At 64.2% G+C, this 25,946-nt stretch carries 21 protein-coding genes; 9 read left to right on the forward strand and 12 right to left on the reverse strand.

Annotated features, from left to right (window positions below):
• Nucleotides 1-15 precede the first annotated feature (15 nt).
• A complete protein-coding gene (locus tag EBB56_RS04150; RefSeq protein WP_124803021.1) occupies nucleotides 16-957 on the reverse strand; it encodes a LysR family transcriptional regulator in 942 nt (313 codons plus the stop codon).
• Between the two features lie 322 nt (nucleotides 958-1,279).
• On the opposite strand from EBB56_RS04150, the gene trpB reads away from it, so the two are divergent.
• From trpB to sstT, 3 genes are all read left to right on the forward strand, one after another.
• The gene (trpB, locus tag EBB56_RS04155) at nucleotides 1,280-2,527 is read left to right on the forward strand and encodes a tryptophan synthase subunit beta (protein ID WP_045993784.1); all 1,248 of its coding nucleotides are present in this window, start codon (nucleotides 1,280-1,282) and stop codon (nucleotides 2,525-2,527) included.
• 25 nt (nucleotides 2,528-2,552) lie between these two features.
• Nucleotides 2,553-3,380 carry a tryptophan synthase subunit alpha gene (trpA, locus tag EBB56_RS04160; RefSeq protein WP_045993785.1) on the forward strand — a complete coding sequence of 276 codons (828 nt, stop codon included), beginning with the start codon at nucleotides 2,553-2,555 and terminating at the stop codon, nucleotides 3,378-3,380.
• A gap of 429 nt (nucleotides 3,381-3,809) precedes the next feature.
• Nucleotides 3,810-5,030, forward strand: a complete 1,221-nt coding sequence (sstT, locus tag EBB56_RS04165; protein WP_045993786.1) for a serine/threonine transporter SstT — start codon at nucleotides 3,810-3,812, stop codon at nucleotides 5,028-5,030.
• Between the two features lie 126 nt (nucleotides 5,031-5,156).
• On the opposite strand, the gene pflA is transcribed toward sstT, so the two are convergent.
• Both pflA and pflB read right to left on the reverse strand, forming a co-directional pair.
• Nucleotides 5,157-5,900, reverse strand: a complete 744-nt coding sequence (gene pflA / locus EBB56_RS04170) for a pyruvate formate lyase 1-activating protein (protein WP_124803023.1) — start codon at nucleotides 5,898-5,900, stop codon at nucleotides 5,157-5,159.
• An 88-nt stretch (nucleotides 5,901-5,988) separates the two neighbouring features.
• The gene (gene pflB / locus EBB56_RS04175) at nucleotides 5,989-8,265 is read right to left on the reverse strand and encodes a formate C-acetyltransferase (protein WP_124803025.1); all 2,277 of its coding nucleotides are present in this window, start codon (nucleotides 8,263-8,265) and stop codon (nucleotides 5,989-5,991) included.
• 370 nt (nucleotides 8,266-8,635) lie between these two features.
• Here pflB and EBB56_RS21830 point away from each other — a divergent pair, with 370 nt between their 5' ends.
• Nucleotides 8,636-9,136, forward strand: a complete 501-nt coding sequence (locus tag EBB56_RS21830) for a hypothetical protein (RefSeq protein ID WP_185696379.1) — start codon at nucleotides 8,636-8,638, stop codon at nucleotides 9,134-9,136.
• On the forward strand, nucleotides 9,136-10,041 hold the full coding sequence (locus tag EBB56_RS21835; protein ID WP_185696380.1) for a tetratricopeptide repeat protein: 906 nt from the start codon (nucleotides 9,136-9,138) through the stop codon (nucleotides 10,039-10,041). Before EBB56_RS21830 ends, EBB56_RS21835 begins: the two co-directional genes overlap by 1 nt.
• 117 nt (nucleotides 10,042-10,158) lie before the next feature.
• On the opposite strand, the gene htpG is transcribed toward EBB56_RS21835, so the two are convergent.
• From htpG to EBB56_RS04195, 3 genes are all read right to left on the reverse strand, one after another.
• On the reverse strand, nucleotides 10,159-12,063 hold the full coding sequence (gene htpG / locus EBB56_RS04185; RefSeq protein ID WP_045993791.1) for a molecular chaperone HtpG: 1,905 nt from the start codon (nucleotides 12,061-12,063) through the stop codon (nucleotides 10,159-10,161).
• Between the two features lie 242 nt (nucleotides 12,064-12,305).
• Nucleotides 12,306-13,325: a PaaI family thioesterase gene (locus EBB56_RS22105; RefSeq protein ID WP_240184312.1), complete on the reverse strand. Its 1,020-nt coding sequence runs from the start codon at nucleotides 13,323-13,325 to the stop codon at nucleotides 12,306-12,308.
• A 196-nt stretch (nucleotides 13,326-13,521) separates the two neighbouring features.
• Nucleotides 13,522-13,878, reverse strand: coding sequence for a YkvA family protein (locus EBB56_RS04195; protein ID WP_045993792.1), 357 nt, complete (start codon nucleotides 13,876-13,878; stop codon nucleotides 13,522-13,524).
• 260 nt (nucleotides 13,879-14,138) lie between these two features.
• On the opposite strand from EBB56_RS04195, the gene EBB56_RS04200 reads away from it, so the two are divergent.
• A complete protein-coding gene (locus EBB56_RS04200; protein WP_124803029.1) occupies nucleotides 14,139-16,082 on the forward strand; it encodes a transglycosylase SLT domain-containing protein in 1,944 nt (647 codons plus the stop codon).
• A 157-nt stretch (nucleotides 16,083-16,239) separates the two neighbouring features.
• Here EBB56_RS04200 and EBB56_RS04205 read toward each other — a convergent pair whose 3' ends face one another.
• Nucleotides 16,240-16,893, reverse strand: a complete 654-nt coding sequence (locus EBB56_RS04205; protein WP_045993794.1) for a LysE family translocator — start codon at nucleotides 16,891-16,893, stop codon at nucleotides 16,240-16,242.
• On the reverse strand, nucleotides 16,893-17,318 hold the full coding sequence (locus EBB56_RS04210) for a TM2 domain-containing protein (protein ID WP_185696381.1): 426 nt from the start codon (nucleotides 17,316-17,318) through the stop codon (nucleotides 16,893-16,895). Before EBB56_RS04210 ends, EBB56_RS04205 begins: the two co-directional genes overlap by 1 nt.
• A gap of 357 nt (nucleotides 17,319-17,675) precedes the next feature.
• On the opposite strand from EBB56_RS04210, the gene EBB56_RS04215 reads away from it, so the two are divergent.
• The gene (locus EBB56_RS04215) at nucleotides 17,676-17,882 is read left to right on the forward strand and encodes a cold-shock protein (protein WP_045993796.1); all 207 of its coding nucleotides are present in this window, start codon (nucleotides 17,676-17,678) and stop codon (nucleotides 17,880-17,882) included.
• Nucleotides 17,883-18,168: 286 nt separating this feature from the next.
• Here EBB56_RS04215 and EBB56_RS04220 read toward each other — a convergent pair whose 3' ends face one another.
• Both EBB56_RS04220 and yegS read right to left on the reverse strand, forming a co-directional pair.
• Nucleotides 18,169-18,729: a hypothetical protein gene (locus EBB56_RS04220; protein WP_052704433.1), complete on the reverse strand. Its 561-nt coding sequence runs from the start codon at nucleotides 18,727-18,729 to the stop codon at nucleotides 18,169-18,171.
• Nucleotides 18,730-19,177: 448 nt separating this feature from the next.
• Nucleotides 19,178-20,107, reverse strand: a complete 930-nt coding sequence (yegS, locus tag EBB56_RS04225; RefSeq protein WP_045993797.1) for a lipid kinase YegS — start codon at nucleotides 20,105-20,107, stop codon at nucleotides 19,178-19,180.
• 258 nt (nucleotides 20,108-20,365) lie between these two features.
• Here yegS and EBB56_RS04230 point away from each other — a divergent pair, with 258 nt between their 5' ends.
• Both EBB56_RS04230 and EBB56_RS04235 read left to right on the forward strand, forming a co-directional pair.
• Nucleotides 20,366-21,988, forward strand: a complete 1,623-nt coding sequence (locus tag EBB56_RS04230; RefSeq protein ID WP_221621141.1) for a cation:proton antiporter family protein — start codon at nucleotides 20,366-20,368, stop codon at nucleotides 21,986-21,988.
• Nucleotides 21,989-22,285: 297 nt separating this feature from the next.
• Nucleotides 22,286-22,579, forward strand: coding sequence for a hypothetical protein (locus EBB56_RS04235; RefSeq protein WP_045992573.1), 294 nt, complete (start codon nucleotides 22,286-22,288; stop codon nucleotides 22,577-22,579).
• Between the two features lie 112 nt (nucleotides 22,580-22,691).
• Here EBB56_RS04235 and pepN read toward each other — a convergent pair whose 3' ends face one another.
• Together pepN and EBB56_RS04245 are read right to left on the reverse strand one after the other, a co-directional pair.
• Complete coding sequence (gene pepN / locus EBB56_RS04240; protein WP_124803031.1) at nucleotides 22,692-25,325, reverse strand: aminopeptidase N; 2,634 nt, start codon at nucleotides 25,323-25,325, stop codon at nucleotides 22,692-22,694.
• Nucleotides 25,326-25,448: 123 nt separating this feature from the next.
• Nucleotides 25,449-25,829, reverse strand: coding sequence for a YbaN family protein (locus EBB56_RS04245; RefSeq protein ID WP_231498735.1), 381 nt, complete (start codon nucleotides 25,827-25,829; stop codon nucleotides 25,449-25,451).
• Nucleotides 25,830-25,946 lie beyond the last annotated feature (117 nt).

Below are 25,946 nucleotides of genomic sequence, written 5' to 3' on the forward strand. Positions count from 1 at the left end.
GCCCAGCACCTCGTATCAGCCCAGCACCGGCGCTTCGGCCAGCTCTGCCGCCAACCAGTCGGCCAGATCATTTGCCAGCGGATGGCGCGCCCCCCTAGGCCCGGCTGCCAGTTCCAGCACCAGGCAGGCGTCGGTGGCGACAAAGCCCCAAGGCGCCACCAGGCGCCCTGCGCGCACGTCCTCTTCCACCAGGTAGTCCGGCGCAATGCCGACCCCAAGCCCCACCAGGGTCGCCTCCAGCAGGTAGTTGAGGTGCTCGAAGCCCTGGCCCATCGTCAGCCGCTCCGGCGCGATCCCCTGGCGGCGACTCCAGTCGCCCCAGGCGGAGGGACGTGAACGGGTATGCAACAGCGCTTGGCCGAGCAGTATCCGCGGGTCGGGCGGGCTTGCTGTAGCCCCGCCGGACCGATGCAGCTCAAGCTCACGACTGAGCACAGGACCGATGCGCTCCTGCCCGAGGATACGGGTGACCTCGCCCGGCGGCTCCCCTTCCGGCAAGCGCTGAAAGCGCAGCACACCATCGACCCCGGATAGCGTCGCGACACCTTCCTCACCGGCGGTCAGATGCAACTCCAACTGCGGCAGAGCCTGCTTCAAGCGGGCCAGTCGAGGAATGAACCAGCGCGCCAGGAAGGAGCCTGGGCAGCTCAGCACGAAGGGCGACTGGACGCTGGTGCGAGCGACCTCGGCGCAGACCCGTGCCAGGGCGCCAAGATGGAATCCGGCGGCGTCGGCCAGCTCACGGCCGGCATCGGTCAGTCTCAACCCCCGCCCTTCCTTCTCGACCAGGGCAACCCCCAACTGGTCCTCGAGCAGCTTGATCTGACGACTGACCGCACCATGGGTCAGGTGCAGCGAGGCCGCCGCCCGCGACACGCTACCGTGGCGCGCCAGCGCCTCGAAGGCCCTGAGCGCCCTGAGCGAGGGCAACGCGACGTCCTGGTTGTGCGATGTCATGGCGAGCGTCTCTCCCGGCTTGGCATGGGGTGTCTTGTCTTATCTTGTCTGGGCTTGTCTTGTCTGGGCTTGGTGTGCCCCGGCGCCCAGAGGTCAGCTGACTGGTGCCACCGCGTGCCGTGCGTGCGGACTTCCGGGGCACGGCTCACGGCCTAGTTCGGGACCACAGTGAAGGGCCGAGTGGTCTTGCTGCCCCTCAACTAGTGAGATTTTCTCACACATCCTGGCTGTTATTTCGATTTTTTCCGGCCTCATGCAGCGCTACGCTGCTGTCCATGCCATTCGGGGCGCAGATCGCGCCTGGTCAGCCTTGGAGCCCGTCATGAACCAGCAACGCCCAACTCCCAGCCTCCGTCACGGACCCGACCCTCGTGGTTTCTTCGGTGACTTCGGCGGTCGTTTCGTGGCCGAGACCCTGATGCCGCTGATTCTGGATCTCGAGCAGGAATACGACGCCGCACGCCAGGACCCGAGCTTCGCTGACGAGCTGGCCTCGCTGTCGGCCGACTACGTCGGACGCCAGAGTCCGCTGTACTTCGCCGAGCGCCTGACCGAGCATCTGGGCGGCGCGCGCATCTATCTCAAGCGCGAAGACCTGATGCACACCGGCGCCCACAAGATCAACAACGCCCTCGGCCAGATCCTGCTCGCCCGTCGCATGGGCAAGCGTCGCATCATCGCCGAGACCGGCGCGGGCATGCACGGTGTGGCCACCGCGACCGTCGCCGCGCGTTTCGGCATGGACTGCGTCATCTACATGGGCAGCACCGATATCCATCGCCAGCAGCCCAACGTCCAGCGCATGCAACTGCTGGGCGCCAAGGTGATTCCGGTCACCGCCGGCGACGGAACCCTCAAGGACGCCATGAACGAGGCGCTGAGAGACTGGGTCACCAACGTCGACTCCACCTTCTATATCATCGGCACCGTGGCCGGCCCCCACCCCTACCCAGCGCTGGTGCGCGACTTCCAGTCGGTGATCGGGCGAGAGGTGCGCGACCAGATCACCGCCAAGGAAGGACGCCTGCCGGATTCGCTGGTCGCCTGTATCGGCGGCGGCTCCAACGCCATGGGCCTGTTTCACCCCTTCCTCGACGACCCTGAAGTGGCGCTGGTCGGCGTCGAGGCGGCCGGCGAAGGCCTCCACACCCCACGCCATGCGGCCAGCCTCAAGGGTGGACGTTCCGGCGTGCTGCACGGCAACCGTACCTTTCTGCTGCAGGACGACGAAGGCCAGATCAGCGACGCCCACTCCATCTCCGCCGGCCTCGACTACCCCGGCATCGGACCCGAACACGCCTGGCTGCATGCCATCGAGCGCGCCGAGTACGTGGCGGCCACCGATCGTGAGGCGCTGGACGCCTTCACCCTGCTATGTCGCAAGGAAGGCATCATCCCGGCGCTGGAGTCTTCCCACGCCCTGGCCGAGGTGATCAAGCGCGCCCCGCGACTGCCGGCGGATCATCTGATGGTGGTCAACCTGAGCGGCCGCGGCGACAAGGACATGGCCACCGCCACCGAATGTCTTGCCGATGAACTGGGCCTGGGAAAGCCCGACCAGCAGGACTGACACCCCGGATTCCAGGAGAGAGACCATGACCACGACCACTACCGCCGAGGGGCGCCTCGCACGTCGCTTCGCCGAGACTCGCCAGCAGGGACGCGCCGCCCTGGTGACCTACATCGCCGCCGGTGATCCCGACTATGACACCAGCCTCGCGACTCTCAAGGGCCTGGGCGAGGCCGGCGCCGATGTGATCGAACTCGGCATGCCGTTCACCGACCCCATGGCCGACGGCACCGCCATCCAGCATGCGACCCGCCGGGCGCTGGATGCCGGCCAGACCATGGACAAGACCCTCGAGATGGTCCGCCAACTGCGTCGGACCGATCAACAGACACCGGTCGTGCTGATGGGCTACTACAACCCCATCTACGCCCGTGGCGTGACACGCTTTCTCGATCAGGCCAAGGCTGCCGGCGTCGACGGTCTCATCGTGGTCGACCTGCCGCCGGAACATGACGACGAGCTGTGCCTGCCTGCCAATCAAGCCGGGCTCAACTTCATTCGTCTGGCGACCCCCACCACCGATGCCCGACGCCTGCCGGGGGTGCTCACCAATACCTCGGGCTTCCTCTACTACGTCTCGAGCAACGGGGTCACCGGCGGTGCTGCGCCAAGCGCCGAACGCGTGCAACAGGAGGTAGCCCGCATCCGCGAGCACAGCGATATTCCCATCGCCGTCGGTTTCGGTATTCGCACCGCCGCCCAGGCCAGAGAGATCGGCGCCTTCGCCGACGGCGTGGTGGTAGGTTCGGCGCTGATCGATGCCCAGGCCAGCGGCGACACTCCCGCCGAAGGTACCCAAGCCGTGCTCGAATTGACGCGCGAGCTGGCCCAGGCGCTGACCGGCGCCCGCTAAGCCCTGGCAAAGAACCCCGGTCAAGAACCCCGGTAAAGAACTCCTTATCGCGTGATCCCGGTACAAAGGCCCTGTCGGCGTCTGCTCGACAGAAAGACGCCTCGAGGAGACTCACGCCAGGCCTTGCGCCAAGCCACTCCCGGGAAGCCTCTCTTCCCCACGCAAGCCCCGCCGATCAGGCGGGGCTTGCTGCCACCGGGCCGAACATCTCCCCGACCCAGTCAATATTTTCAGCGGACACCTGGAATGCAGCCACACCATCTATGCAACTGCTGATCCATGCCAGATTCTTACTGCTGATATCATGCTTAAGTCGAACCGTTGGGTGTGGCCGACGGTGATAGAATCGCCCTCCTTCCGGCCACAAGCCGACGCCCATCCGTCCTGACGCGACGGTCGATGCACACTCCACGCTTCGAGACCAGAGCCATGTCCACCTCCTTGAGCGCCCCCTTCAAGGCGCTGAATCGTCTGGGGCTGATCCCTCAGATCGTGATCGGTATCCTCTGCGGTATCGCCGTCGCCACCCTGTCCCCCGAGCTCGCCGCCTCGGTATCGCTGCTCGGCCAGGTATTCATTTCGGCCTTGAAGGCGGTCGCCCCGGTGCTGGTCTTCGTGCTGGTGATGGCCGCCATCGCCGGCCATCAGCGCGGCCAGCCGACCCAGATCCACAGCGTACTGGTGCTGTATCTGATCGGCACCCTGGTGGCGGCGCTGGTGGCAGTAGTGGCCAGTTTCGCCCTCCCCACCGAACTGACCCTGAATACCGCTCAGGCCAGCGGCAATCCGCCAGGCGGCGTGGTAGAGATCCTGCGCAACCTGCTATTGAGCGCCGTGGCCAACCCGGTCAGCGCATTGATGAACGCCAACTTCATTGCCATCCTGGTGTGGGCCGTCAGCCTCGGCCTGGTGCTGCGCAGCGCCAGTGCCGCTACCAAGGGCATGATCGAGGACCTGTCCCAGGCGGTATCGACCCTGGTGCGCTGGGTCATTCGTCTGGCACCGCTGGGTATCTTCGGACTGGTCGCCGGCACCCTGGCCGAAGCCGGAATCGGTGCGCTGCTGGAGTACGCCCAACTGCTGTCGGTGATCGTCGGCTGCATGCTGTTCGTCGCCCTGGTGACCAATCCGCTGATCGTCTTCCTGGCCACTCGCCAGAACCCTTATCCGCTGGTCTTCAGCTGTCTACGCGGTAGCGCCATCACCGCCTTCTTCACCCGCTCAAGCGCAGCCAACATCCCGGTCAACCTGGAGCTGTGCAAGCGTCTGAAGCTGGATGAGGACACCTACTCCATCTCGATCCCGCTCGGCGCCACCATCAACATGTCCGGTGCCGCCATCACCATCAGCGTCATGACGCTTGCCACCGCCCATACCCTGGGCATCAGCGTGGACTTCGTCACCGCCCTGCTGCTGTGCGTGGTCTCCGCCCTGGCCGCCTGCGGCGTCTCCGGCGTGGCCGGTGGCTCGCTGCTGCTGATTCCCATGGCCGCCAGCCTGTTCGGCATTTCCGCCGACGTGGCGATGCAGGTGGTCGCCATCGGCTTCGTCATCAGCGTGGTCCAGGACTCCACCGAGACCGCCCTCAACTCTTCCACCGATGTGCTGTTCACCGCCGCCGCCAGCCGCAGGGGCGAACTGAGCGACTGACGCCCAGAGGCGCTGCCGCGCTTGCTCATCTCCTGAAACAACAGCTCTCCTGAAACAACAGCGAGCCCCTCTCACCAAAGGGTGAAAGGGGCTCGCTGTGTTGTTCGAGCGGGCGACATCGCCACGTCAGCCAGCGATGACCTCCGGATGATACCGCGAGGCGATCGTCACCAGGCGCTGCATGGTCTCGCCACTCGGTGGCGCCACTCCTGCCAGCGGATAGTGCTCTCCCAGCTCCTGCCACTTGTACTCGCCAAGTGCGTGATAGGGCAGCAGCTCGATACGCTCGACGTTGTCCATGGTCTCGACGAACTCCCCCAGCAGGTGCATGGATGCCTCGCTGTCGGTAAAGCCAGGCACGATCACCTGACGAATCCAGGTGGGCTTGCCGATCGCCGCCAGATGACGGGCAAAGGCCAGGGGACGGCGTCGGGGGATACCGGTGAGCTCGCGGTGCACGCCCTCGTCGAGATGCTTGAGATCCAGCAGCACCAGGTCGGTGGCGGCAAGCAACTCGTCGAGGACCTCATCGTAGTGGCAGACGTAGCCATTGGTGTCGAGGCAGGTGTGCATGCCCTCGGCCTTGGCCGCCTGAAACAGGTCGCGCACAAACGCCGGTTGCAGCAGCGCCTCGCCGCCGGTGCAGGTGATGCCGCCCCCCGACGCCCGCATGAACGGCAGATAGCTCCTGGCTTCGGTGAGTATCTCGTCCACCGTCACCTCACGTCCGCCCTGGCGATCCCAGCTGTCGCGGTTGTGGCAGTACTGACAGCGCATCACGCAGCCCTGTAGAAACACCAGAAAGCGAATGCCTGGGCCATCCACGGCACCACAGCTCTCCAGGTGATGGAGACGGCCAGTGATCATCATCGGGACTCCTCACGAAAAGGGGCTCCGGGAGAGACCCGGAGCCCGGAAAGGGACCGCTGTCGCGGCCCCGGGCGAGACGACTATCGACTCAGAGCGTTTCGGTGAAGGTCCGGGAGATCACGTCGCGCTGCTGTTCCGCGGTCAAGGAGTTGAAGCGCACCGCGTAGCCGGACACGCGAATGGTCAGCTGAGGATACTTGTCCGGATTGACCACGGCGTCCTCGAGCATCTCGCGGTTGAGCACGTTGACGTTCAAGTGCTGTCCGCCTTCCTGACGCTCGCTGTGGTGGAAGTAACCGTCGAGCAGGCCTGACAGGTTGCTGCGCTGGGCGCCCTCGTCCTTGCCCAGCGCCCTCGGCACGATGGAGAAGGTATACGAGATCCCGTCCTTGGCGTGGGCGTAGGGCAGCTTGCCCACCGACGTCAACGAGGCCACCGCACCCTTGGTGTCACGCCCGTGCATGGGGTTGGCACCCGGGGCGAAGGGCTCGCCGGCGCGACGACCGTCCGGCGTGGTGCCGGTCTTCTTGCCGTAGACCACGTTGGAGGTGATGGTCAGCACCGACTGGGTCGGCTCGGCGCCACGGTAGGTATTGAGCTTGCGGATCTTGTTCATGAATGTCTCGACCAGCTCGCAGGCGATATCGTCGACGCGCGGATCGTTGTTACCGAAGCAGGGGTAGTCACCCTCGATCTCGAAGTCCACCGCCACGCCGTCAGGATCACGCACCGGGCGCACCTTGGCGTACTTGATCGCCGACAGCGAGTCCGCCGCCACCGACAGCCCGGCGATGCCGCAGGCCATGGTGCGCTTGACGTCGAGGTCGTGCAGCGCCATCAGCGCCGCCTCGTAGCTGTACTTGTCGTGCATGTAGTGGATGGCATTGAGAGCGGTCACGTACTGGCGGGCCAGCCAGTCCATCAGGCCATCCATGCGTGCCCACACCTCGTCGAAGTCGAGCACCTCGGAGGCGATCGGCTCACTCCTGGGGCCGACCTGGATCTTCAGCTTCTCGTCGACGCCGCCGTTGATCGTGTAAAGCAGCGTCTTGGCCAGGTTGGCTCGGGCACCGAAGAACTGCATCTGCTTGCCGATCACCATGGGAGACACGCAGCAGGCGATGGCGTAGTCGTCGGAGGCGAAGTCCACGCGCATCAGGTCATCGTTCTCGTACTGGATCGACGAGGTATCGATGGACACCTTGGCGCAGTAGCGCTTGAAGCCGTCGGGCAACTGTTCGGACCACAGCACCGTGAGGTTGGGCTCCGGGCTCGGGCCCATGGTGTAGAGGCTGTTGAGGAAACGGAAGCTGGTACGGGTGACCAGGGTGCGTCCGTCCAGTGCCATCCCGCCCAGGCATTCGGTGGCCCAGATCGGGTCGCCGGAGAACAGCTCGTCATACTCAGGGGTGCGCAGGAAGCGCACCATGCGAAGCTTCATGATGAAGTGATCGACCAGCTCCTGGGCGCGGGCTTCGTCGATCACGCCTTGGCGCAGGTCACGCTCCAGGTAGATATCGAGGAAGCTGGAAGTACGTCCCAGTGACATGGCGGCGCCGTTTTGCGACTTCACTGCCGCCAGGTAGCCAAAGTAGGTCCACTGGATGGCCTCCTGGGCGGTGGCAGCCGGGACCGAGACGTCGAAGCCGTACTTGGCGGCCATTTCCTTGAGCTGGCCGAGTGCACGATGCTGCTCGGCGACTTCCTCGCGCAGCTGGATCACCGCCTCCAGGTCCTCGCCCTGTTCGAAGCGCTGCTGCAGCGAGGCAAACTGCGCCTGCTTGTCACGCATCAGGAAGTCGACGCCGTAAAGGGCGACCCGGCGGTAGTCACCGATGATGCGTCCACGACCGTAGGCGTCCGGCAGTCCGGTCAGCACCCCTGACTTGCGACACTTGAGGATGTCCGGGGTGTAGACATCGAACACCCCCTGATTGTGGGTCTTGCGAAATTCGGTGAAGACCTTCTTGACCTGAGGATCGAGTTCACGACCGTAGGCCTGGCATGAGCCCTCCACCATCTTGATGCCGCCGTTGGGCATGATCGCCCGCTTCAGCGGCGCGTCGGTCTGCAGTCCAACGATGGTCTCGAGACGCTGATCGATATAGCCGGCGTCATGAGCGGTGATGGTCGAGACCAGCGAGGTGTCGAAGTCCAGCGGTGCATGGGTGGCGTTTTCCTGCTTGACGCCTTCCATCACAGTGTCCCACAGCTCGCGAGTGCTGGCCGCCGGCTCGCTGACCAGGAAACGCTCGTCACCCTCGTAGGGGGTCACGTTGGCCAGCAAGAAGTCTCGTACGTCGACGCCCTTCTTCCACTCGCCCCCGGCAAACCCTTCCCACGCTCGCGCGAATTGCTCTTTCATCGACTTGCACCTCAACAGAGTAAATGACAACGCTAGTCCTGCATGCTGAGCGACGGCCATCCCTCGGAGATGGCAGCCGACCCGCCTGTTCGGTGGCAGCAGCGGTCGCCGCATCGGAGGCGGCGGGTGTGCTGCACGCTTCTCGATCGGCGAAAAAACACCTGCCCTCGAGAGCACAATTCGACCTTAGCAGTAGTCCCGTCGCCCCTACTTGACCCGCATCATGGCGCCACGGGACGGCGATACAGCGCGAGCGAAGCGGCCAAGAAACCTGTACCAGGCCAATTTCGCGCGGCGAGGACGGCCGCCTGCGCTATGCTGACAAGGGCATACGTAGGCCTGAGCCCTGTCCCACCGCCGGGTGCCCGTGATGAACAGCTTTCCCACGCTTCTGGAGTACGGTCTGCCAGGCTTCGCCGTGGTGCTGCTGATCCTCGGCTACCACCTGCTCAACAAGACCCACACCCTGTTGCTAAACGAGCGCTCTGGCGAGACCCGAGAGGGCACCGAGTTGCGCATTCGCTATCTGCAGGAGATCTCCAAGAACGCCAGGCTGTTCATGGCGCTGAGTATGCTGTTCTTCGTCGGTGGGCTGGCCATGGCAATGATGAAACCCTCGAGCCAGGTCAATCTTTCCATCGCCCCGCCGGAAGGCGTGCTGCCGGTCATCCGCCTGCAGGAGCGGGACATGCCGCTGGATGGCCGGGGCACGGTCGTGCTGAAGGTCCAGGACGACAATGTGCTGCGCATCTTGAACAACGATCTGCACGGCCGGCTGATCGCCATCGAGCAGGAGCGCGACGCCTTGAAGAGCCAACTGGCCGACGTCATCGCTGCAGCGGAGCGAGATTCTCCGCAGGTAGGCTTCTAATGAAGAACAGGCAGGGCGCCTTGGCGTCGCGCGCGATGGCGACAGACCTGGCCGGGCCAGCGAAGGGAAAACGACGGCGCCACCCCACGTCTACGATAAACGCCCTGCTGATCGTGCTGCTGAGCGTCGGGGTGGCGTGGCCGGTGGCTGCCCAGCAGGCCCCGCTGTCCAGGGCCAAGGCGCTGTTGCAGCAGGGTGACAACCAGGCCGCCCTGCGCGAACTACGTCCTCTGCTCGAAAGTCCTGATCCGCTGGCCCGGATGGAAGGCTTGAACGCCCAGGGCTGGATTCTCTATCGGGAAGGCCGCCACGCTGACGCCTCAGCGCTGTTTGAGCAGGCGCTCAGGGCGAGTCAAGGTCATGACGGCTTGCGTGAGGTGCGCCTGAAGACCCTCAACAACGCTGGCATCAACGCCTTTTCCGCCGGTGAGCTCGACAAGGCTCGAAGCTACTTCGAGGCCGCACTGGCCCTCGGCAGCGATGTGGCGCCGCGTTACCTGACCATCATCACCCGCCAGGCCCCCATGCAGTCGGCCCAGCAGCAGGTCAGCGCGGGACGTGGAAAGCGCATCGAGCGCGACTTCGAGGGGGCGGTGGCCGACTACACCCGGGCGCTTGCGATCGACCCGAACAACAACGACGCGCTCTCCTACCGCGGCTACGCCTACTACCGCCTGGGCCAATACGACAGGGCCCGGGCGGATATCGAGGCGGCCCTGGCGAGTTCTCCCCAGCGGCTGGACGCACTGATCAACCTGCTCAAGGTGAGCTGCGCCAGCGGCGATGACATCGATGCGGTGCTCAAGCGCCGAGGTCACGCCATCCAGCGTCAGCGTGAGGCCATGCTCGACGACAGGGAGCTGCAGCGCCAGTGCCCCGAGCTCTTCGCCAGCCTGAAACGCTGAACAACCGCCATCGGCGCGGCAAGGACGTCGCCTTGCAGTTGCCTGAACGCAACGACGCCACCCGAAGGTGGCGTCGTGGTTGGGGCGCTTGAGCTCTTGAGTTAGGCAGCCAGCTTGTCAGGCACTCAACAGGGCGTTAAGACGCTTGACGTAGGCGGCCGGATCGTCGAGATGGCCGCCCTCGGCGATGATCGCCTGATCAAGCAGGATCCGCGCCAGATCACCAAAGCCGTCACCGTCGGCCCCTTCCAGGCGAGCGACCAGAGCGTGGTCCGGATTGAGCTCGAGGATCGGCTTGACCTCGGGCAGGCTCTGGCCCGCAGCCTCCATGATACGGCGCATCTGGAAGCCCATCTCGTGCTCGGGCAGCACCACACAGGCCGGTGAATCGGTCAGGCGGTGGGTGATCTTGACCTCCTGAACCTCCTCGCCGAGCGCTTCCTTGACCCGCTTGACCAGATCCTCCTTGGACTTGGCGGTCTCCTCCTGCGCCTTCTTCTCGTCCTCGTCCTCGACGTCCCCCAGGTCCAGATCGCCCTTGGCAACATCGGCAAACTTCTTGCCATCGAACTCGGTGAGATGGCTCATCAGCCACTCATCGATGCGATCGTGGAGCAGCAGCACCTCGATGCCCTTCTTGCGGAAGATTTCCAGGTGGGGGCTGTTCTTGGTGGCGTTGAAGCCATCGGCGACGATGTAGTAGATCTTGTCCTGACCTTCCTTCATCCGCTCCACGTAGTCGGCCAGGGACTGATCCTGGGTGGCGCTGTCGGTGTGGGTGGAAGAGAAACGCAGCAGGCCGCTGATCTTGTCGCGGTTGGCGTAGTCCTCCGCCGGGCCTTCCTTCAGCACCGAACCGAAGGTGTTCCAGAACGTCTGGTAGGCTTCCTTGTCCTTGGCCAGCTTCTTGAGCATGTCCAGGGCACGCTTGGTCAGCGCGGACTTGATCTTCTCTACCTTCGGGTCCTGTTGCAGCAGCTCACGGGACACGTTCAGCGACAGATCGCGGGTGTCCAGCACCCCCTTGATGAAGCGCAGGTACAGCGGCAGGAACTGCTCGGCATCGTCCATGATGAACACGCGCTGGACGTACAGCTTGACCCCACGGGCGCCGTCACGCTCGTACAGGTCGAAGGGTGCGCGGCCCGGCACGTACAGCAGGCTGGTGTACTCCAGGTTGCCCTCGACCTTGTTGTGGCTCCAGGTCAGAGGGTCGGAGAAGTCGTGGGCCACGTGCTTGTAGAAGGCCTTGTACTCGTCCTCGGAGACCTCGCTCTTGGGCCGCACCCACAGCGCGGTCGCCTCGTTGACGGTCTCCCAGGTGGTGACCTCGCTACCGTCGACCTCGTTGCCATCGTCGTCGGTGGCCTTTTCGGTACGCGGCATCTTCACCGGTACTTCGATATGGTCGGAGTACTTGCGCACCAGACTCTGTAGGCGATAGTCGTCGGCGAACTCCCTGGCGTCCTCCTTGAGGTGGAGGATGATCTCGGTGCCGTGCTTCTCGCGCTCGATCTCGGCGACCACGAACTCGCCCTCGCCTTTCGAGCGCCACTCGACGCCGGCATCGGCGGCGTCACCGGCCTTGCGGGTACGCACGGTAATCTCGTCGGCGACAATAAAACCAGAATAGAAGCCGACCCCGAACTGGCCGATCAGCCGGGCGTCCTTCTGCTGTTCGCCGGAAAGCTGCTTGAGAAACTCGGCGGTGCCACTCTTGGCGATGGTGCCCAGGTTGGCGATCACGTCCTCGCGGTTCATGCCGATACCGTTGTCACGAAGGGTGACGGTGCCGGCCTCGCTGTCGTGCTCGATCTCGACGCGCAGCTCGCTGTCGCCCTCGTAGAGCGCATCATTGTCCAGCGCCTGATAACGCAGCTTGTCGCAGGCGTCGGCGGCGTTGGAGATCAGCTCCCGAAGAAAGATCTCGCGGTTGGAGTACAGCGAGTGGATCATCAGGTTGAGAAGCTGCTTAACCTCGGTCTGAAAGCCCAGGGTTTCTTCGTGGGTAGCGGTGGTCATGGTAGATCGAACCCCTTTCGACATGGCGATTTCCGGGCCAGCGATGGCTCGCTGGCGGTCCAGAGTGCACGGCTCGCGCCGCACGTCATTCAAGATGACAATCGATATGGGGTCCGTGCTGCGCTTTTCAAGGCTGGCGCCACCAAGTCAAGGCTGGCACCTTCACATCAAGGCTGGCCAGACCTGGGCCGACGTCCCTGGCCGTGGTCACCCGGCTAACGGCTGCCCAGGCCGGCTCTCACCTACGCCGGCGCCCCCAGCACGTAGGTCAAGCGAGCCCGGGCAACCGGCGCGTCTTCGTCGTCCTGCCACGCCCATGCCTCGACATTGGCCATGCGCCGCCCTTCGCGCACCAGACGACAACGCGCGAAGGTTGGCTTCACCCCGGCCGAACTGAGGTAGTCCACGGTGACGTTGACCAGCCTCGGCAGGCGCGGCTCACGGGTCTGCGCCAGGGTATCCAGCGCTGCAGCAGTCTCCAGAAAGGCCGACACCACACCACCGTGCAGCGCCGGCAGCATCGGATTGCCAACGTTGTGGGGACGCGTCTCCAGTACAAAGCGCCTGCCGTGCTCATCGCGGTCCTCCCTCACCCCGATGAAGTCGGCGTAGGGCACCTCGCCAAGCCAGGCGTTGATCTCACCGCTGGCACGCCCACGTTCCAGCAAGCCGCTGACACTCTCGTGTGGAGCCGCCGCTATCGCACCACTGTCGGCATCGCCAACTGGGGCCTTCTCTTCGATAAGGGGATCGCCCTCGTCTTCCACAAGACCGGCGAACATGGCCTCGGCAAAACCTGCTGGCGTGTTGCGCGGCCCCAGCCGGGCAAAGTGCCCGCGGGCGCAGGCCACCACCTGTCCTTCGTGCTGCCAGGCCCGGGCCTCGGTGAACACCACCGAGTCGGTGATGGCCTCCACTTCGGCACGTACCCACAATGACGCCCCCTGACAGGCAGGGCGACGATGACTGATATGCAGATCCAGGGTGGGACAGACCTCAGGACTTGGCAGTGCCGGCAGGACCGAGGCACCGCAGGCGGTGTCCAGCAGTACGCTGAGCACCCCGCTGTGCACCAGGCTTCTCGAGCGATCACCGCATAACTCGGCGCCCCCGGGCAGATATAGGGTGACGCCGCTGGCATCCACCGCAACGACGCGCATGCCGAGCGCCTGGGTATGTGGAATGACATCGACAAAGCGCTGAAGCGCCTGCCGCCAGAGCGACACGGAGGGTGGCTGCAGGGTGCGGTGCGAGGAGGACATGAGCGGGCTCGAATTCAAACGTTTGACTGACAATCTAGACCCAGCCCGCCGACGCCACAATAGGTCCTTGGTCCGCATTTTTACCTTTTACCCGCCAAATGCTCGCCAAGCGTCAGAAACAGACGACGTACCCTGAAGCAAACGCAAAAAGCTCGAATCCGCACACTTCGAGCCAGAAAATCAAGAACAAGGCACCTTAGATGTCGTGGATATCCCGCTCCTCCCGCGGAGCATCGTCCTCGCCAATACCACGCCAGGCGCGATAGTCGGCCAGACTATTGTCCACCTTGGTCAGCAACCAGCCGACGATGACCACATCATCGAGAAGACCGAACAGCAGCAGCACATCGGGAATCAGATCCAGCGGTGACACCAGATAGGCAAAGGCCACCGCCATCCAGCCGAAAGCCGCCCAGGGCACCGGGCGGTAGCGACCGCTGAGCACGTCCTGCAGCATCGGGATAAACAGCTTGAGCGCCCGCATTATATGCTTGAACGCTCGGGTGCGTTGGGTAAAGCGACCAATAACGGGGATTCGATCAAACAGGGCCATGGATAGTCTCCTCGACTCAATTCAGCACCAACGATTGCCGATGGTATTTATCGGGTGTCAACGGCTATCTTCATGGCGTCGACGTCGTCTTATCGCAACATGGGGGCGAAGCTGACCGGGGTCAAGTCTCGTAACCTGGCCGGGCAACTGTTCAAGGCCCGCCGGTTCGGTCACCATGTGGCTTCGATCCGACATCGATTCGCCGTCTACGGCACAAAAAGGCAGCAATGTCTTCTTCTTCACAGACCAGGAGGGTCTCCATGCCATTCGCCTTGTTTCGTCGCCTCGTGCCGCTGGTGGCAGCCACGGCACTGTGCATGCCATTGACGGCTACCGCCCAGGGCAGTGACGGCGCCATGCGCAGCGCCCTGGAAGCCGCCCGTAGCGGCAACTTCCACAACATCAACGACGCCGCCATTCGCGGCCACGAACTGGCCGGCTATGTGGCGTACTATCGTCTGCGCGATCGCCTGCCCAACGCCAGCCCTCAGGAAGTTCTCAGCTACATCTCGGCCAATGCCGATGCGCCGCTGGGTGACTGGATGCGTGAGCAGGCCATCCTGCGCTACGGCAAGGCCGGGCGCTACGGCGATCTGCTGGCCGTCGCCGGCGGCGTTCCCGAGACCACCGCCGAGCAGTGCTACTACTACACCGCGCAACTGGGCCAAAGCCCCGCCGTCGCCGCTCAGGGCGGCCGCGAACTATGGCTGGTGGGTCGCTCCCAGCCGGATGCCTGCGACTCCCTATTCTCCACCCTGCGCGCCCGCGGCGAGATCGGTGGCACGGAAATCTTCGAGCGCATGATGCTGGCCTGGGAAAACGGCGAAGACGGACTGGTCAGCTATCTTGGCCGTCAATTGGGACCCGCCTGGAGCTCCGCTGCAGCAGCGCAGCAAAGCGTGGCCGCCAACCCGTCGCGACTGGCAAGCGTAGCGCGCTGCGTCGGCCCCAACTGCGCCGGCACCGCCTCCTTTGTGCGGGCCGCCATCATCGCCACTGCAGAGTCATCCCCGGCGGCGGCGCTGTCCGCCTGGCAGCAGGTCTCCGGCAGTGTGAGCCTGCCGGCCCAGTCTCGCCAGGCGCTGGAGCGCGAGATCATCTATTACGCCCTGCGCCGCGACCAGCGCAGCCTGCTCGGCTGGATCGACGGCGCCCTGGCCGGCCAGCAGGATCCGGAGGTGTTCGAACTGCGTGCACGCCTGGCCATCCGCGATCGCGACTGGGCCGCCGTCGAGCGCACCGTTGGCATCATGCCCGCCGAGACCCAGGCCAAGGCGCGCTGGCAATACTGGCTGGGCCGCGCGCTGGCCCTGCGCGGGCAGCAGGCAGACGCGCAGGCCGCCTACGCCCGGGCAGCGGGTCAACGCGACTTCTTCGGCTTCGTCGCCGCCGACCGCCTCGGCCAGTCCTACGATCTCAACATGGAAGACACGCGTTTCAGCGAAGCCGAGCGCGCCCAGGTCGCCGGCTGGCCGACGGTGCGTCGCACCGAGGCGCTGCTGCGCGTCGGACAGGAAGGGCTTGCCAACCTCGAGTGGAATCACGCGGTACGCAGCGCAGGCCCCACCGACGCCCGGCGCCTGGCGGACTACGCCGCAGGACGCGGTTGGCACGTACGCCTGGTGCAGACGACCATCGTCGGCAAGATGCTCGACGCCCTGCCCTGGCGCTTTCCCGAAGCCTACCGGGAGGACTTCCGCCGCTGGGGCCAGGCCAACAATGTCGATCCCTACCTGCTGATGGGGATCGCCCGTCGCGAGAGCGCCTACAACCCCGAAGCGCTATCACCCGCCGGGGCCAGGGGCCTGATGCAGTTGATGCCGGGTACCGCCGCGCTGGTAGGACGCCAGGTGGGCATCGGTGATCCTGGACCCTACGGCGTGCTCGACCCGGCCACCAACATTCGTCTGGGCAGCACCTATATCCGTGACATGATCGCGCGCTACGGCGGCAACCGTATCGCCGCGGCGGCGGCCTACAACGCCGGCCCCCACCGGGTCGACACCTGGCTTGCCCGCGCGCCGGGCGAATTCGACCTGTTCGTCGAGGAGATCCCCTTCAAGGAAACCCGCCGCTACGTCCGCGCGGTGCTCGAGTACCGGGTAGTGTTCGAGAGCCTGGCCCAGGGCTCGACCCAGGGCGTGCAGGTGCTGACAGCGGCCGAGAAGAGCTCGCGCTACGACGGTTCCATGGTACGTCGATGATGTAGCGGAGCCCCGGTGCGTCGATGAGGTGAGAGCGCCTCGCAAAGCAAGAACCCCCGGCCTGTGGTCGGGGGTTCTTGCTGTCGAGGTCCGGCTTCTGCGGTAGCTTCGCTGGCCTGTGTCTCGGGCTATTGACCTCCGCGCCAATCGCATCGGCTCAGGACGGCGCCCGCGTCAACGCCAACTTGACCCCGAACGCCACCAGCACACCGCCGGTCAAGCCGTTGAGCACGCGCGAGAACGCCGGCCGAGCGAGCCAGTGGCTGGCGCTGCCCACCAACACCGCGACCAGGATCTGCCACAGGTTGGCAATCACGAAGTGGATACCGGCAAGCCACAGGGACTTCAGCAAGGCCGGATCCGTGGGGGCGATGAACTGGGGCAGAAAGGCCATGTAGAACACCACCGTCTTGGGATTGAGCACGTTGGACAGCAACCCCTCGCGCAGCGGCCGCCACGGCGATACGCGCTGGCGGCGGGCGCCACTCGCCGCCGACACCGCGAGCCCCTTGCCGGCCCAGGCCTGACGCAGGCTGGCGACTCCCAGCCAGGCCAGGTAGCCGGCCCCGATCATCTTCAACGCCGAAAACGCCCAGGCCGACTGCAGCAGGATCAGCGATACCCCCAGGGCGGAGATGGTGGCGTGGACGAACAGCCCCGAGCAGATCGCCAGGCTGGTCAGCACACCGTCGCGCAGACCGCCCCGAGCGGTGTTGCGAATCACCAGCAAGGTGTCGACCCCGGGAGTGACGCTCAACAGCGTGATCGCCACCACGAAGCCCAGCAGCTGGGCATCGATCCAGCCTTCCATCAGCGCACGGACTCGAGGCTATCGGAGTGTTTCAGCGAAATCTGGTCGTTGAGCGTCCAGAAGTCGTAGAGGATGCCGATCAAGAACAGACCACCGGTGAGCAGATAGATGATGCCGGTCAACCATTTGCCCATGTAGAAACGATGCAGGCCGAATACCCCGAGGAAGGTCAGCAGCACCCAGGCCAGGGTGTAGTTGGTGGGACCACCGCGGAACCGCAGGTCGGCCTCGCGATCCATGCTCGGGATCAAGAACAGGTCGATGATCCAGCCGATGAAGAACAGTCCGAGGGTCAGAAACCAGATGGTGCCGGTCACCGGCTTGCCGTAATAGAACCGGTGGGCGCCGAGGAAACCGAACAGCCACAACAGGTAGCCCACCACCTTGGAGTGGGTATCGTCGCTATGGATCACGGGGGCAGTCATGTGAATTCCTTGTGTCATCTTTTCCGTTAAGAGGCAGCAACGGGCGTCCGGCTGGACGCTGCTGGCCTTTCGATCTACAGTAACTTGGCGAGTCGAGGTAAGCCATTCTCGCCTGCCAGGGGTGGTCGACACCAGAGGTGTCGTTTCCCGGGTGATCGGAATCGCGAACTCGACCGCAGCGTAGGACAGCAAGTAGAAACGTCAGCAGTGGTAGTTCGATCGCTCTATTGTCGAAACACGCAATGCGCCCTTCTTTCTTGTCATGCCCACGCAACAGGGTTCAGACCACACGACGGGAGAAAAGCTCCCCGGGTGGTTGAGCCTGCACCATCATTTAGCGAGTTAAGGAAATCGACAATGGCAACTGGCACTGTCAAGTGGTTCAACGATACCAAGGGCTACGGCTTCATCTCTCCGGACGACGGCGGAGACGACCTGTTCGCCCACTTCTCCGAGATTCAGGCTGAAGGCTTCAAGTCCCTGCAGGACGGCCAGAAGGTCTCCTTCGAGGTGACTCAGGGCAAGAAAGGCCTTCAGGCCTCCAACATCAAGGTCGCCGACTGAGCCTAGTGCCTGTCTGACCTTGTCACGGGGAGATCGCATTCAAGGTGATCTAGCCACCCCGTGAAGCAACAGCGCTTGAGCAGGATTGCCGCAAGTTGTGACGATCCTCGATCATGCGACAAGAAGGCCCACCATACGGTGGGCCTTTCTTGTTGGTCGGCAGAGCCTGCCGGGGGGCCGATCGGATGCCGTAAGAGCTTGCCTGCAAGCCTTGGGCCCATGACTAAGCCATGACTAAGCCATGAATGACTAAGCCACCCGGACCTGATGCCCTGCCAATACTGGCTCAGGGCGCGTTGTCGGTACGGGTCTCGACGTCGCCTTCGGCGTTGACGTCGGCATCGAAGGACGCGTCCGCGTCGGCGGGCACCTCCTCGGGGACCTGGCGCTCGGCCTGCTCGAAGGTCTCGTCGATCTTGCGCTTGGCTTCCTCGAACCGGCGTTCGGTTTCCTGAAGGATGGCGTCGACCTCCTCGCTCGATCCCTCGAGTTGCACCGGTTCCTCGACAGGGTCCGGCACCGAGGGCGCCGAGGCTTCTCCGCCGCCTGCGTCGCTCTGCTGCCCTTCACTGTCCGGTGTGCCTTGGGTAGCGCTCGTTGCCTCGGCCTGCTTATAGGTCTCGTCGATCTTGCGTTGCGCTTCCTCGAAGCGACGCTCGGTCTCCTCGAGGATGGCATCGACATCTGACTCGGTGCTTTCCCCCGGCAGCGCCTGGCCCTGCTCCAGGGTGTCGGTGGCACTGCTGCCGAGGTCTACATCGGCCCCATCGGCGTCACTGTTGCTCTGCGCCCCGTCGGCCCCGCTCGACGCCGCTTCACTCGATGACTCTGACTGGGCTGCGGACATCCCGCTCTCGGAATCGGATGGCTGTTGTTGAGTCGCTGAGGGCTCTTCGTCAGTAGCTGAGGGCTCTTCGTCAGTAGCTGAGGGCTCTTGCTGAGTCGCTGAAGGCTCTTCTTCAGTAGCTGAAGGCTCCTCGTCAGTTGCTGACTGCTCTTTCTCAGCAGCTGAAGGCTCTTCCTGAGCAGCTGAAGGCTCACTCTGAGACGCCGGGGGCTCCTCGCCATCACACCCAACCAGCCACAGCGGTACGCTCAGCGCCACCAGGGCCGCCGCCATTCGAGGGGTCATTGCCATCGTCTTCTCTCCATAAAGCCTTTGTCCATGCGCCCAATCTCCATGATTGATCGCGCGCTATTGCAACAAAGCCACCCCGGCCACGCAACTTGCGTTGGCGCTGCAGCACGCCGCAATCTCGCCTATCGGGCGACGTCTATGGCGGCTCCCGCCCTGATCATTCTCCCCGGGGTGAGGCCATGCGACAGCTGTCGGGCATGGTCAGACGCAGCGCCAACGGCATGACCCGGGCCTCGAACGCGCGCTGATAGCAGGCTTCGCCGTCCAGCGTCAGCGGCAGGCGCGCCTCGCCATCGGCTTCAAAGCGCAACCAGGCGCTGCGAAATGCGTCGACGTACTGCCCATGGTAGGGCCTGGCCCGCAGTTCCTGCATCATCGCCCGAAGCTGACGCAGCGAGCGGAAGTCACGCACCAGCAGCACGTCGAACAGGCCGTCGTCCAGTCGCGCCGCCGGCGTCAACTGCTGACCGCCACCGGCCTGGATGCCATTGCCGATACCCAGCAGAAAGATGCCCGCTCGACTCTCCCCGCCGTCCCAGGCCAGGTGGCCCTGGTAGAGCTGATAACGCCAGGCCTTGAAGGCACCGAACACCGAGTAGGCTCCCCCGCCCATCAAGCGCTTGAGTGGCTTCGGCGTCGATGTGGTGATCTCGGCACCGAAACCTCCGGTGGCCATGTTGATGAAATAGCGATCGTTCATCCTTGGCACATCCACCCAGCGGCTGGGCAGACGACAGGCGGCGTCCAGCGACGCTGCCTGGCCGAGCGGCAGGCCCAGGGACTTGGCCAGGTCATTGGCGCTGCCCAACGGCATGATGGCAAGCTCCGGACGCTCTTCGCGCGGCAACTGCATCAGCCCGTTGACCACCTCATGCACGGTACCGTCACCACCGCCGGCGATGACCCGCTTGACCCGATCGCGTCCAGCCTGGGTGGCCTGGCGTTCGCCGTCGCCCTTTTCCCAGGTGACACGCACATCGACATCGAGGCCGCCTCGCCGACAGGCGAAGACAGCGCTTCGCACTTCCGGCAATTGCGCCGATTGTCCGTTGAGGATCAGCCGATTGGTGCCCGGCGGCTGGGTCATCCTGACGCTTCCTTTTTCACATGAGGTTCATGAAAGTCGCACATCCTCCCTGTGCGGCGCCTATTTCATCATATCCTTCCCCCGGCATGGAGGCCCGCAGCGGCGATCCGACACATGCCGGCCTCCAGCCACGTCCTGCTGCCGACGCCGCACCTATGCTGTTGCGGGACGGGCACAATCGCAGCCATAGCGCTGACTTGACCCGTATTTCCCTTACAATTGATCAAGACACGCCCCCCTTTGCGACCGAGTTCCTGCATGATTGAACCAATTTTTGTGCTGACCGCCTTTGTTTCAGGCCTGGCCGCCATGGCCCTCAGACTACCACCCTTGGTGGGTTTTCTCGCCGGTGGCTTCATCCTCAATGCACTCGGCTACGACGAAACGCCGGTCCTGACGCTGATCGCCCACCTTGGCGTCACCCTGATGCTGTTTACCATCGGTCTCAAGCTCAACGTCAAGACCCTGCTGCGCCCGGACGTCTGGGGAGGCGCCAGCCTGCATATGCTGGCAAGCGTCGTGCTGTTCGTAGGTATTCTGGCTGTCCTGAAGGCGATCGTCACCCTCGGCTGGCTGACGTCACCCAACGGTCTGCTCGCCGGACTCGACCTGACGACGCTGCTGGTGCTGGCGTTCGCCCTGTCCTTCTCCAGTACCGTCTTCGTGGTCAAGGTCCTCGAAAAGCGAAGCGAGACCCATGCGGCCTACGGACGCCTGGCCATCGGTATCCTGATCATGCAGGACCTGTTTGCGGTGATCTTTCTCACCGCCTCCACCGGTAAGCTGCCGAGCCCCTGGGCCCTGGGACTGTTCGCGCTGCTGCCGCTGGCGCCGCTGCTGCGACGGCTGCTCGACCGCATGGGCCACGGCGAGATGCAGATGCTGTGTGGCGTGGTGATGGCCCTGGTGCTGGGCTACGGCCTGTTCGAGGCGGTCGGCGTCAAGGGAGATCTCGGGGCGCTGATCATCGGCATGCTGCTGGCGCCCCACCCCGCCGCCCAGACGCTGTCGCGCTCGATGTTCAATATCAAGGAACTGCTGCTGGTCGGCTTCTTTCTGAGCATCGGCCTTACCGCCCTGCCCAGCTGGTCGCTGTTCGGCATCGCCCTGCTGCTGGTGGCGCTGCTGCCGCTGAAGAGCCTGCTCTACCAGTTTATTCTGATGCGTTTCGGCATGCGCCACCGCACCTCGGTGCTGGCCACCCTGAGCCTGAGCAACTATTCCGAGTTCGGTCTGATCGTCGGTGCCATCGCGGTATCCAGCGGCTGGCTGGCGCCACAGTGGCTGGTGGTGGTGTCGCTCGCGGTCGCGCTGAGCTTCGTGGTATCGGCGATCCTCAATGCCGTCAGCGAGCAGTTCTACCGCTGGCTTGAGCCACGCCTGCCACCGGTCGACGAGGCGTCGCTGTCCCCCAGCGACCGCCCCATCGAGGTCGGCGACGCCGAAGCGGTGGTGCTGGGCATGGGCCGTATCGGTCGCAGCGTCTACCGTCGCCTGACCAAGGAGTATGGACTCAAGGTGCTGGGGGTCGACTCCAATCCCAAGAGCGTGAAGATGCTGGCCGACAAGGGCTTCAATATCGTCGAGGGCGACGCCGTAGACTCGGACTTCTGGGACAAGATGCTGATGTCCTCTCAGGTAGAACTGGTGGTGCTGGCGATGCCCCACCATGCCGGTAACCTGTTCGCCCTGAAGCAGCTGCGAAGCCGCCACTTCCCGGGCAAGATCACCGCCGTGGTCGAGTACCTGGAGGAGATCGACACCATCCGCGAACTGGGCGCCCACGCGGTCTACCACGTCTACGACGAGGCCGGCCGCGCCCTGGCCGACAGCGCGGCGGAGGAAGCGGGAATCATCTCGCGTACCGAACAACTCGGCTAGGCGCTGTCCGAAAAGTCGACGAGCGAAGGTTAGACAAGGCAAAAATCGGTGAGACAGCGCAGTTTACGGGGTGTAAATGAGCATGTTGATCCGATTTTTAACGCCGTATTACCGAGCGCAGGCACTTTTCAGACAAGCCCTAGCAAGTGGCGCGCGCAGACCTGTGCAACACCCAGACGCGCTCGGCCACGGGGCTTGCCGTGGACAGGTCGGATGCGGATACTCGGGGCTCCCATGGCCAAGGCTCGTGCTCAAGGCGCGCGCCGAGGCCCTTTGCAAGCTCCACGACAAGGATGCATGGCGGTGGAAGACGTCTTTACCTGGCTGGGCGAGGCCCTTGGCACCCTGATTCGCTTTGTGGTCGATACTCTGGGCACCTTCTTCAACAGCATCGATGACGCCGCCGCCGGCTTTATCGACGGCCTGTCTCGCTCGCTGGGCATCGCACCGACCTTCTTCACCCTGGCGCTGCTGGTGCTGGGCCTTTTCTTTCTTTGGCGGGGTCTACGCGCGATCCTCACAGGCTCCCCCATCGCCGCCCTGCTGTGGGCACTGCTGGGCCTCTTGACCCTGGGCATGCTGCTGCCCTGAAGCGGGACGGTCTTCAAGGCCAGCCGAGCCGGTAGCACACAGCACAACGCCGCCCCGAGGGGCGGCGTTGGCATTTGTGACGGTGGCTCCAGCAGCGATCGTCGTCGCTACATCAGGCCAGCGCCTTTTCCACGATCTCGTAGACGTTGGGCGAGAGTTCCTCGCCACGGATGCGCTCCAGCTCGGCGCGCATCAGCGCCTGGCGAGCCTCGTCGAAGCGCTGCCAGCGGGTCAGCGGCGTGATGATGCGTGCGGCGATCTCGGGGTTCAGCCGGTTCAACTCGATCACCACGTCGGCCAGCAGGCGATAGCCTTCGCCATCCAGGCGGTGGAAGTTGACCCGGTTCTGCCCGGCAAAGGCACCGATCAACGCGCGCACCTTGTTGGGGTTCTTCAGCGAGAAGGCCGGGTGCTCCATCAGATAGCGCACCCGATCCAGGGCGTCCGCCTGGGGACGGGTCACCTGCAGGCTGAACCACTGGTCCATCACCAGCGGATCGTGGGACCACTTGCGCCCGAAGGCCTTGAGTGCCGGATCGGCGATATCCGAGCGGCTACTGTGGACCAGCAGGGTCAACGCATGGCGCACGTCGGTCATGTTGTGGTCGGCCTCGAACTGGGCCTGGGCCAGCTCGATCGCCACCTCGTCCTCGATGCTCATCAGGTAGGACAGCGCGACATTCTTCAGGGCGCGCTGGCCGATCTGCTCGGGCGTGGGCGCGTAGGCGGCGTCGCTCTGGTTGTCGCGATACAGTGCCAGCAGTTCGTCACGCAGCTCTTGCGCCAGCGACTGCTGGATGAAGGTGCGCGCGGCGTGGATGGCGTCCACGTCGACCAGCGGCTGCTGTTCGGCGATGTAGGCCTCGCTCGGCAGTTGCAGCATCTCGGCCAGCACCGCCTTGTCGTCATTGCCTTCCTCGATCAGTGCACGGAAGGCCTCGACCAGGCGCGTATCCATGACCTTCTCGACGCCATTGCGGTGGGCCGCGATCAGATCATCCAAGGCCAGCAGGGTCAGCCGCTGGCCGGCGTCCCAGCGGTTGAAGCCATCGCTGTCGTGGGCCATCAGGAAGGCCAGATCCTCCCGTGAATAGGGGAAGGACAGCTTGACCGGCGCCGAGAACCCGCGCAGCAGCGAGGGCACCGGAGCCTCTTCGATATCGCTGAAGATGAACTCCTGCTCGTCTTCACGCAGATGAATCACGGCGTCTCTACCCAGGCTCTCGCCGTCCAGGGTCATCGACAGGTCGCGGCCGCTCTTGGTGCCGACCAGGCCCAGGCGAATGGGGATATGCAGCGCCTGTTTCTCCGGCTGGCCGGGGGTGGCCGGCGTGCGCTGACGCAGGATCAGGCGGTAGCGGGAGTTGGCGTAGTCGTATTCGCCGAAGGCGTCGATCTCCGGCGTACCCGCCTGGGAGTACCAGCGCATGAACTGCTCGAGATCCTGCCCGGACACCTCGGCCATGCAGTCGACAAAGTCCTCGATGGTGACCGCCTGCCCGTCGAAGCGCGAGAAGTACAGATCCGAGCCCTCGCGGAAGGTCTCCGGCCCCACCAGGTTGGATAGCATCCGCACCACCTCGGCACCCTTCTCGTAGATGGTCAGGGTGTAGAAGTTGCCGATCTCGATGTAGGAGTCGGGGCGAATCGGGTGCGCCGTGGGGCCTGCGTCCTCGGCGAACTGGGCGGTGCGGAAGAACGACACTTCCTCGATGCGCTTGACCGGTGCGGAATTGACCTCGGCCGAGAAGCTCTGATCGCGGAAGACGGTGAAGCCTTCCTTCAACGACAGTTGGAACCAGTCACGGCAGGTAACGCGGTTGCCCGACCAGTTATGGAAGTACTCGTGAGCGACGATTCCCTCGACCCGCTGGAAGGCAGCGTCGGTGGCGGTGTTGGGGTGGGTCAGCACCGCCGCCGAGTTGAAGATGTTGAGCCCCTTGTTCTCCATGGCGCCCATGTTGAAATCATTGACCGCCACGATCATGAACAGGTCCAGGTCGTACTCGCGACCGTAGGCCTCTTCATCCCAGCGCATGGCACGCTTGAGTGAGCCCATGGCGTGGTCGGTCTTGTCGAGGTTTTCTTCCTCGACCCAGATCTGCAGGGTGACGTCGCGGCCGCTCATGGTGGTAAAGCGGTCCTCGACCTTCTTCAGGTCACCGGCCACCAGTGCAAACAGGTAGGCGGGCTTGGGATGAGGATCGTCCCAGGTCACGAAGTGGCGGCCATCCGGCAGCTCACCCCGCTCCACCGGATTGCCGTTGGACAGCAACACCGGCTCGCGGGTCAGGTCGCCGATCACGGTGGTCGAGAAGGTCGCCATCACGTCCGGGCGGTCCGGGTAGAAGGTGATGCGGCGGAACCCTTCGGCTTCGCACTGGGTGCAGAACATGCCACCGGAACGGTAGAGGCCGGATAGCGCGGTATTGTCCTCGGGCGAGATCTCGACCTCGGTGTCCAGAACAAACGCCTCCGGCGCACCGGTAATCGACAGTCCCTTGCGGGTCAGTTCGTACTCGCCTTCCTCCAGCGGCTGGCCATCGATGGCGATGGCCTTGAGCGAAAGCTGCTCGCCATCCAGCCAAAGCGGTGCACCGGCCTCGCGCTCGGGATGACGCTCCAGATGCAGGCGTGCCTTGACGCGGGTGGCGCCAGGCGCCAGGTCGAAGGTCAACTCGGTGCGTGAGACAAGGTAGGCCGGCGGACGATAGTCGCTCAGATGGATCGGCTGGGGGTCGGACATCGGGGATGCTCCAATCAGAAAAGTCGTCGATATTGTACGGGTACGGACGTGCCGGGCTCAAAGAACCGGCGCGACCCGGAGCACGTCGGAACCATCAGGCGAAACGGATCAGGGCGGCAGACGTCAGGACGAGGAGGCGGGCTCGGGCCGGGTCACGATCCAGATGGCGATCCCGATCAGCATGACGGTCAACCCAAGCTTCAACCACCACAGTGACACCGTGATCAACAGCACCACCACCGACAGTGACAGCATCGCCAGCGCCATCCACTTGGCATGACGGGGAATCGCACCGGATTCTTCCCAGGCCACCACCGCAGGGCCGAACCGGGGATGACTGCGAATCCAGCGAGCGAACCGCGGCGACCCCTTCGACGCCGCCCACACCGCCACCAGCAGAAAGCAGGTGCTGGGCAGCAGCGGCACGAAGGCCCCGATGACACCGAGGGCAAAGCTGGTCCAGGCCAGCAACTGCCAGGCCAGGCGACGGGTGGTGGAAATCAAGGGCGAACTCCGGCGGCGCACTCGCCACGCCAATTGGTCAAGAATTCACTTATTGAAACGCAGCAGGTGCGAAGAGGCCAATCGGACGCCGCTATCAGGCCAGTAGCCTGCCGAATC

It is taken from the genome of Halomonas sp. YLB-10 (assembly GCF_003856855.1).
Lineage (GTDB): Bacteria > Pseudomonadota > Gammaproteobacteria > Pseudomonadales > Halomonadaceae > Halomonas > Halomonas litopenaei.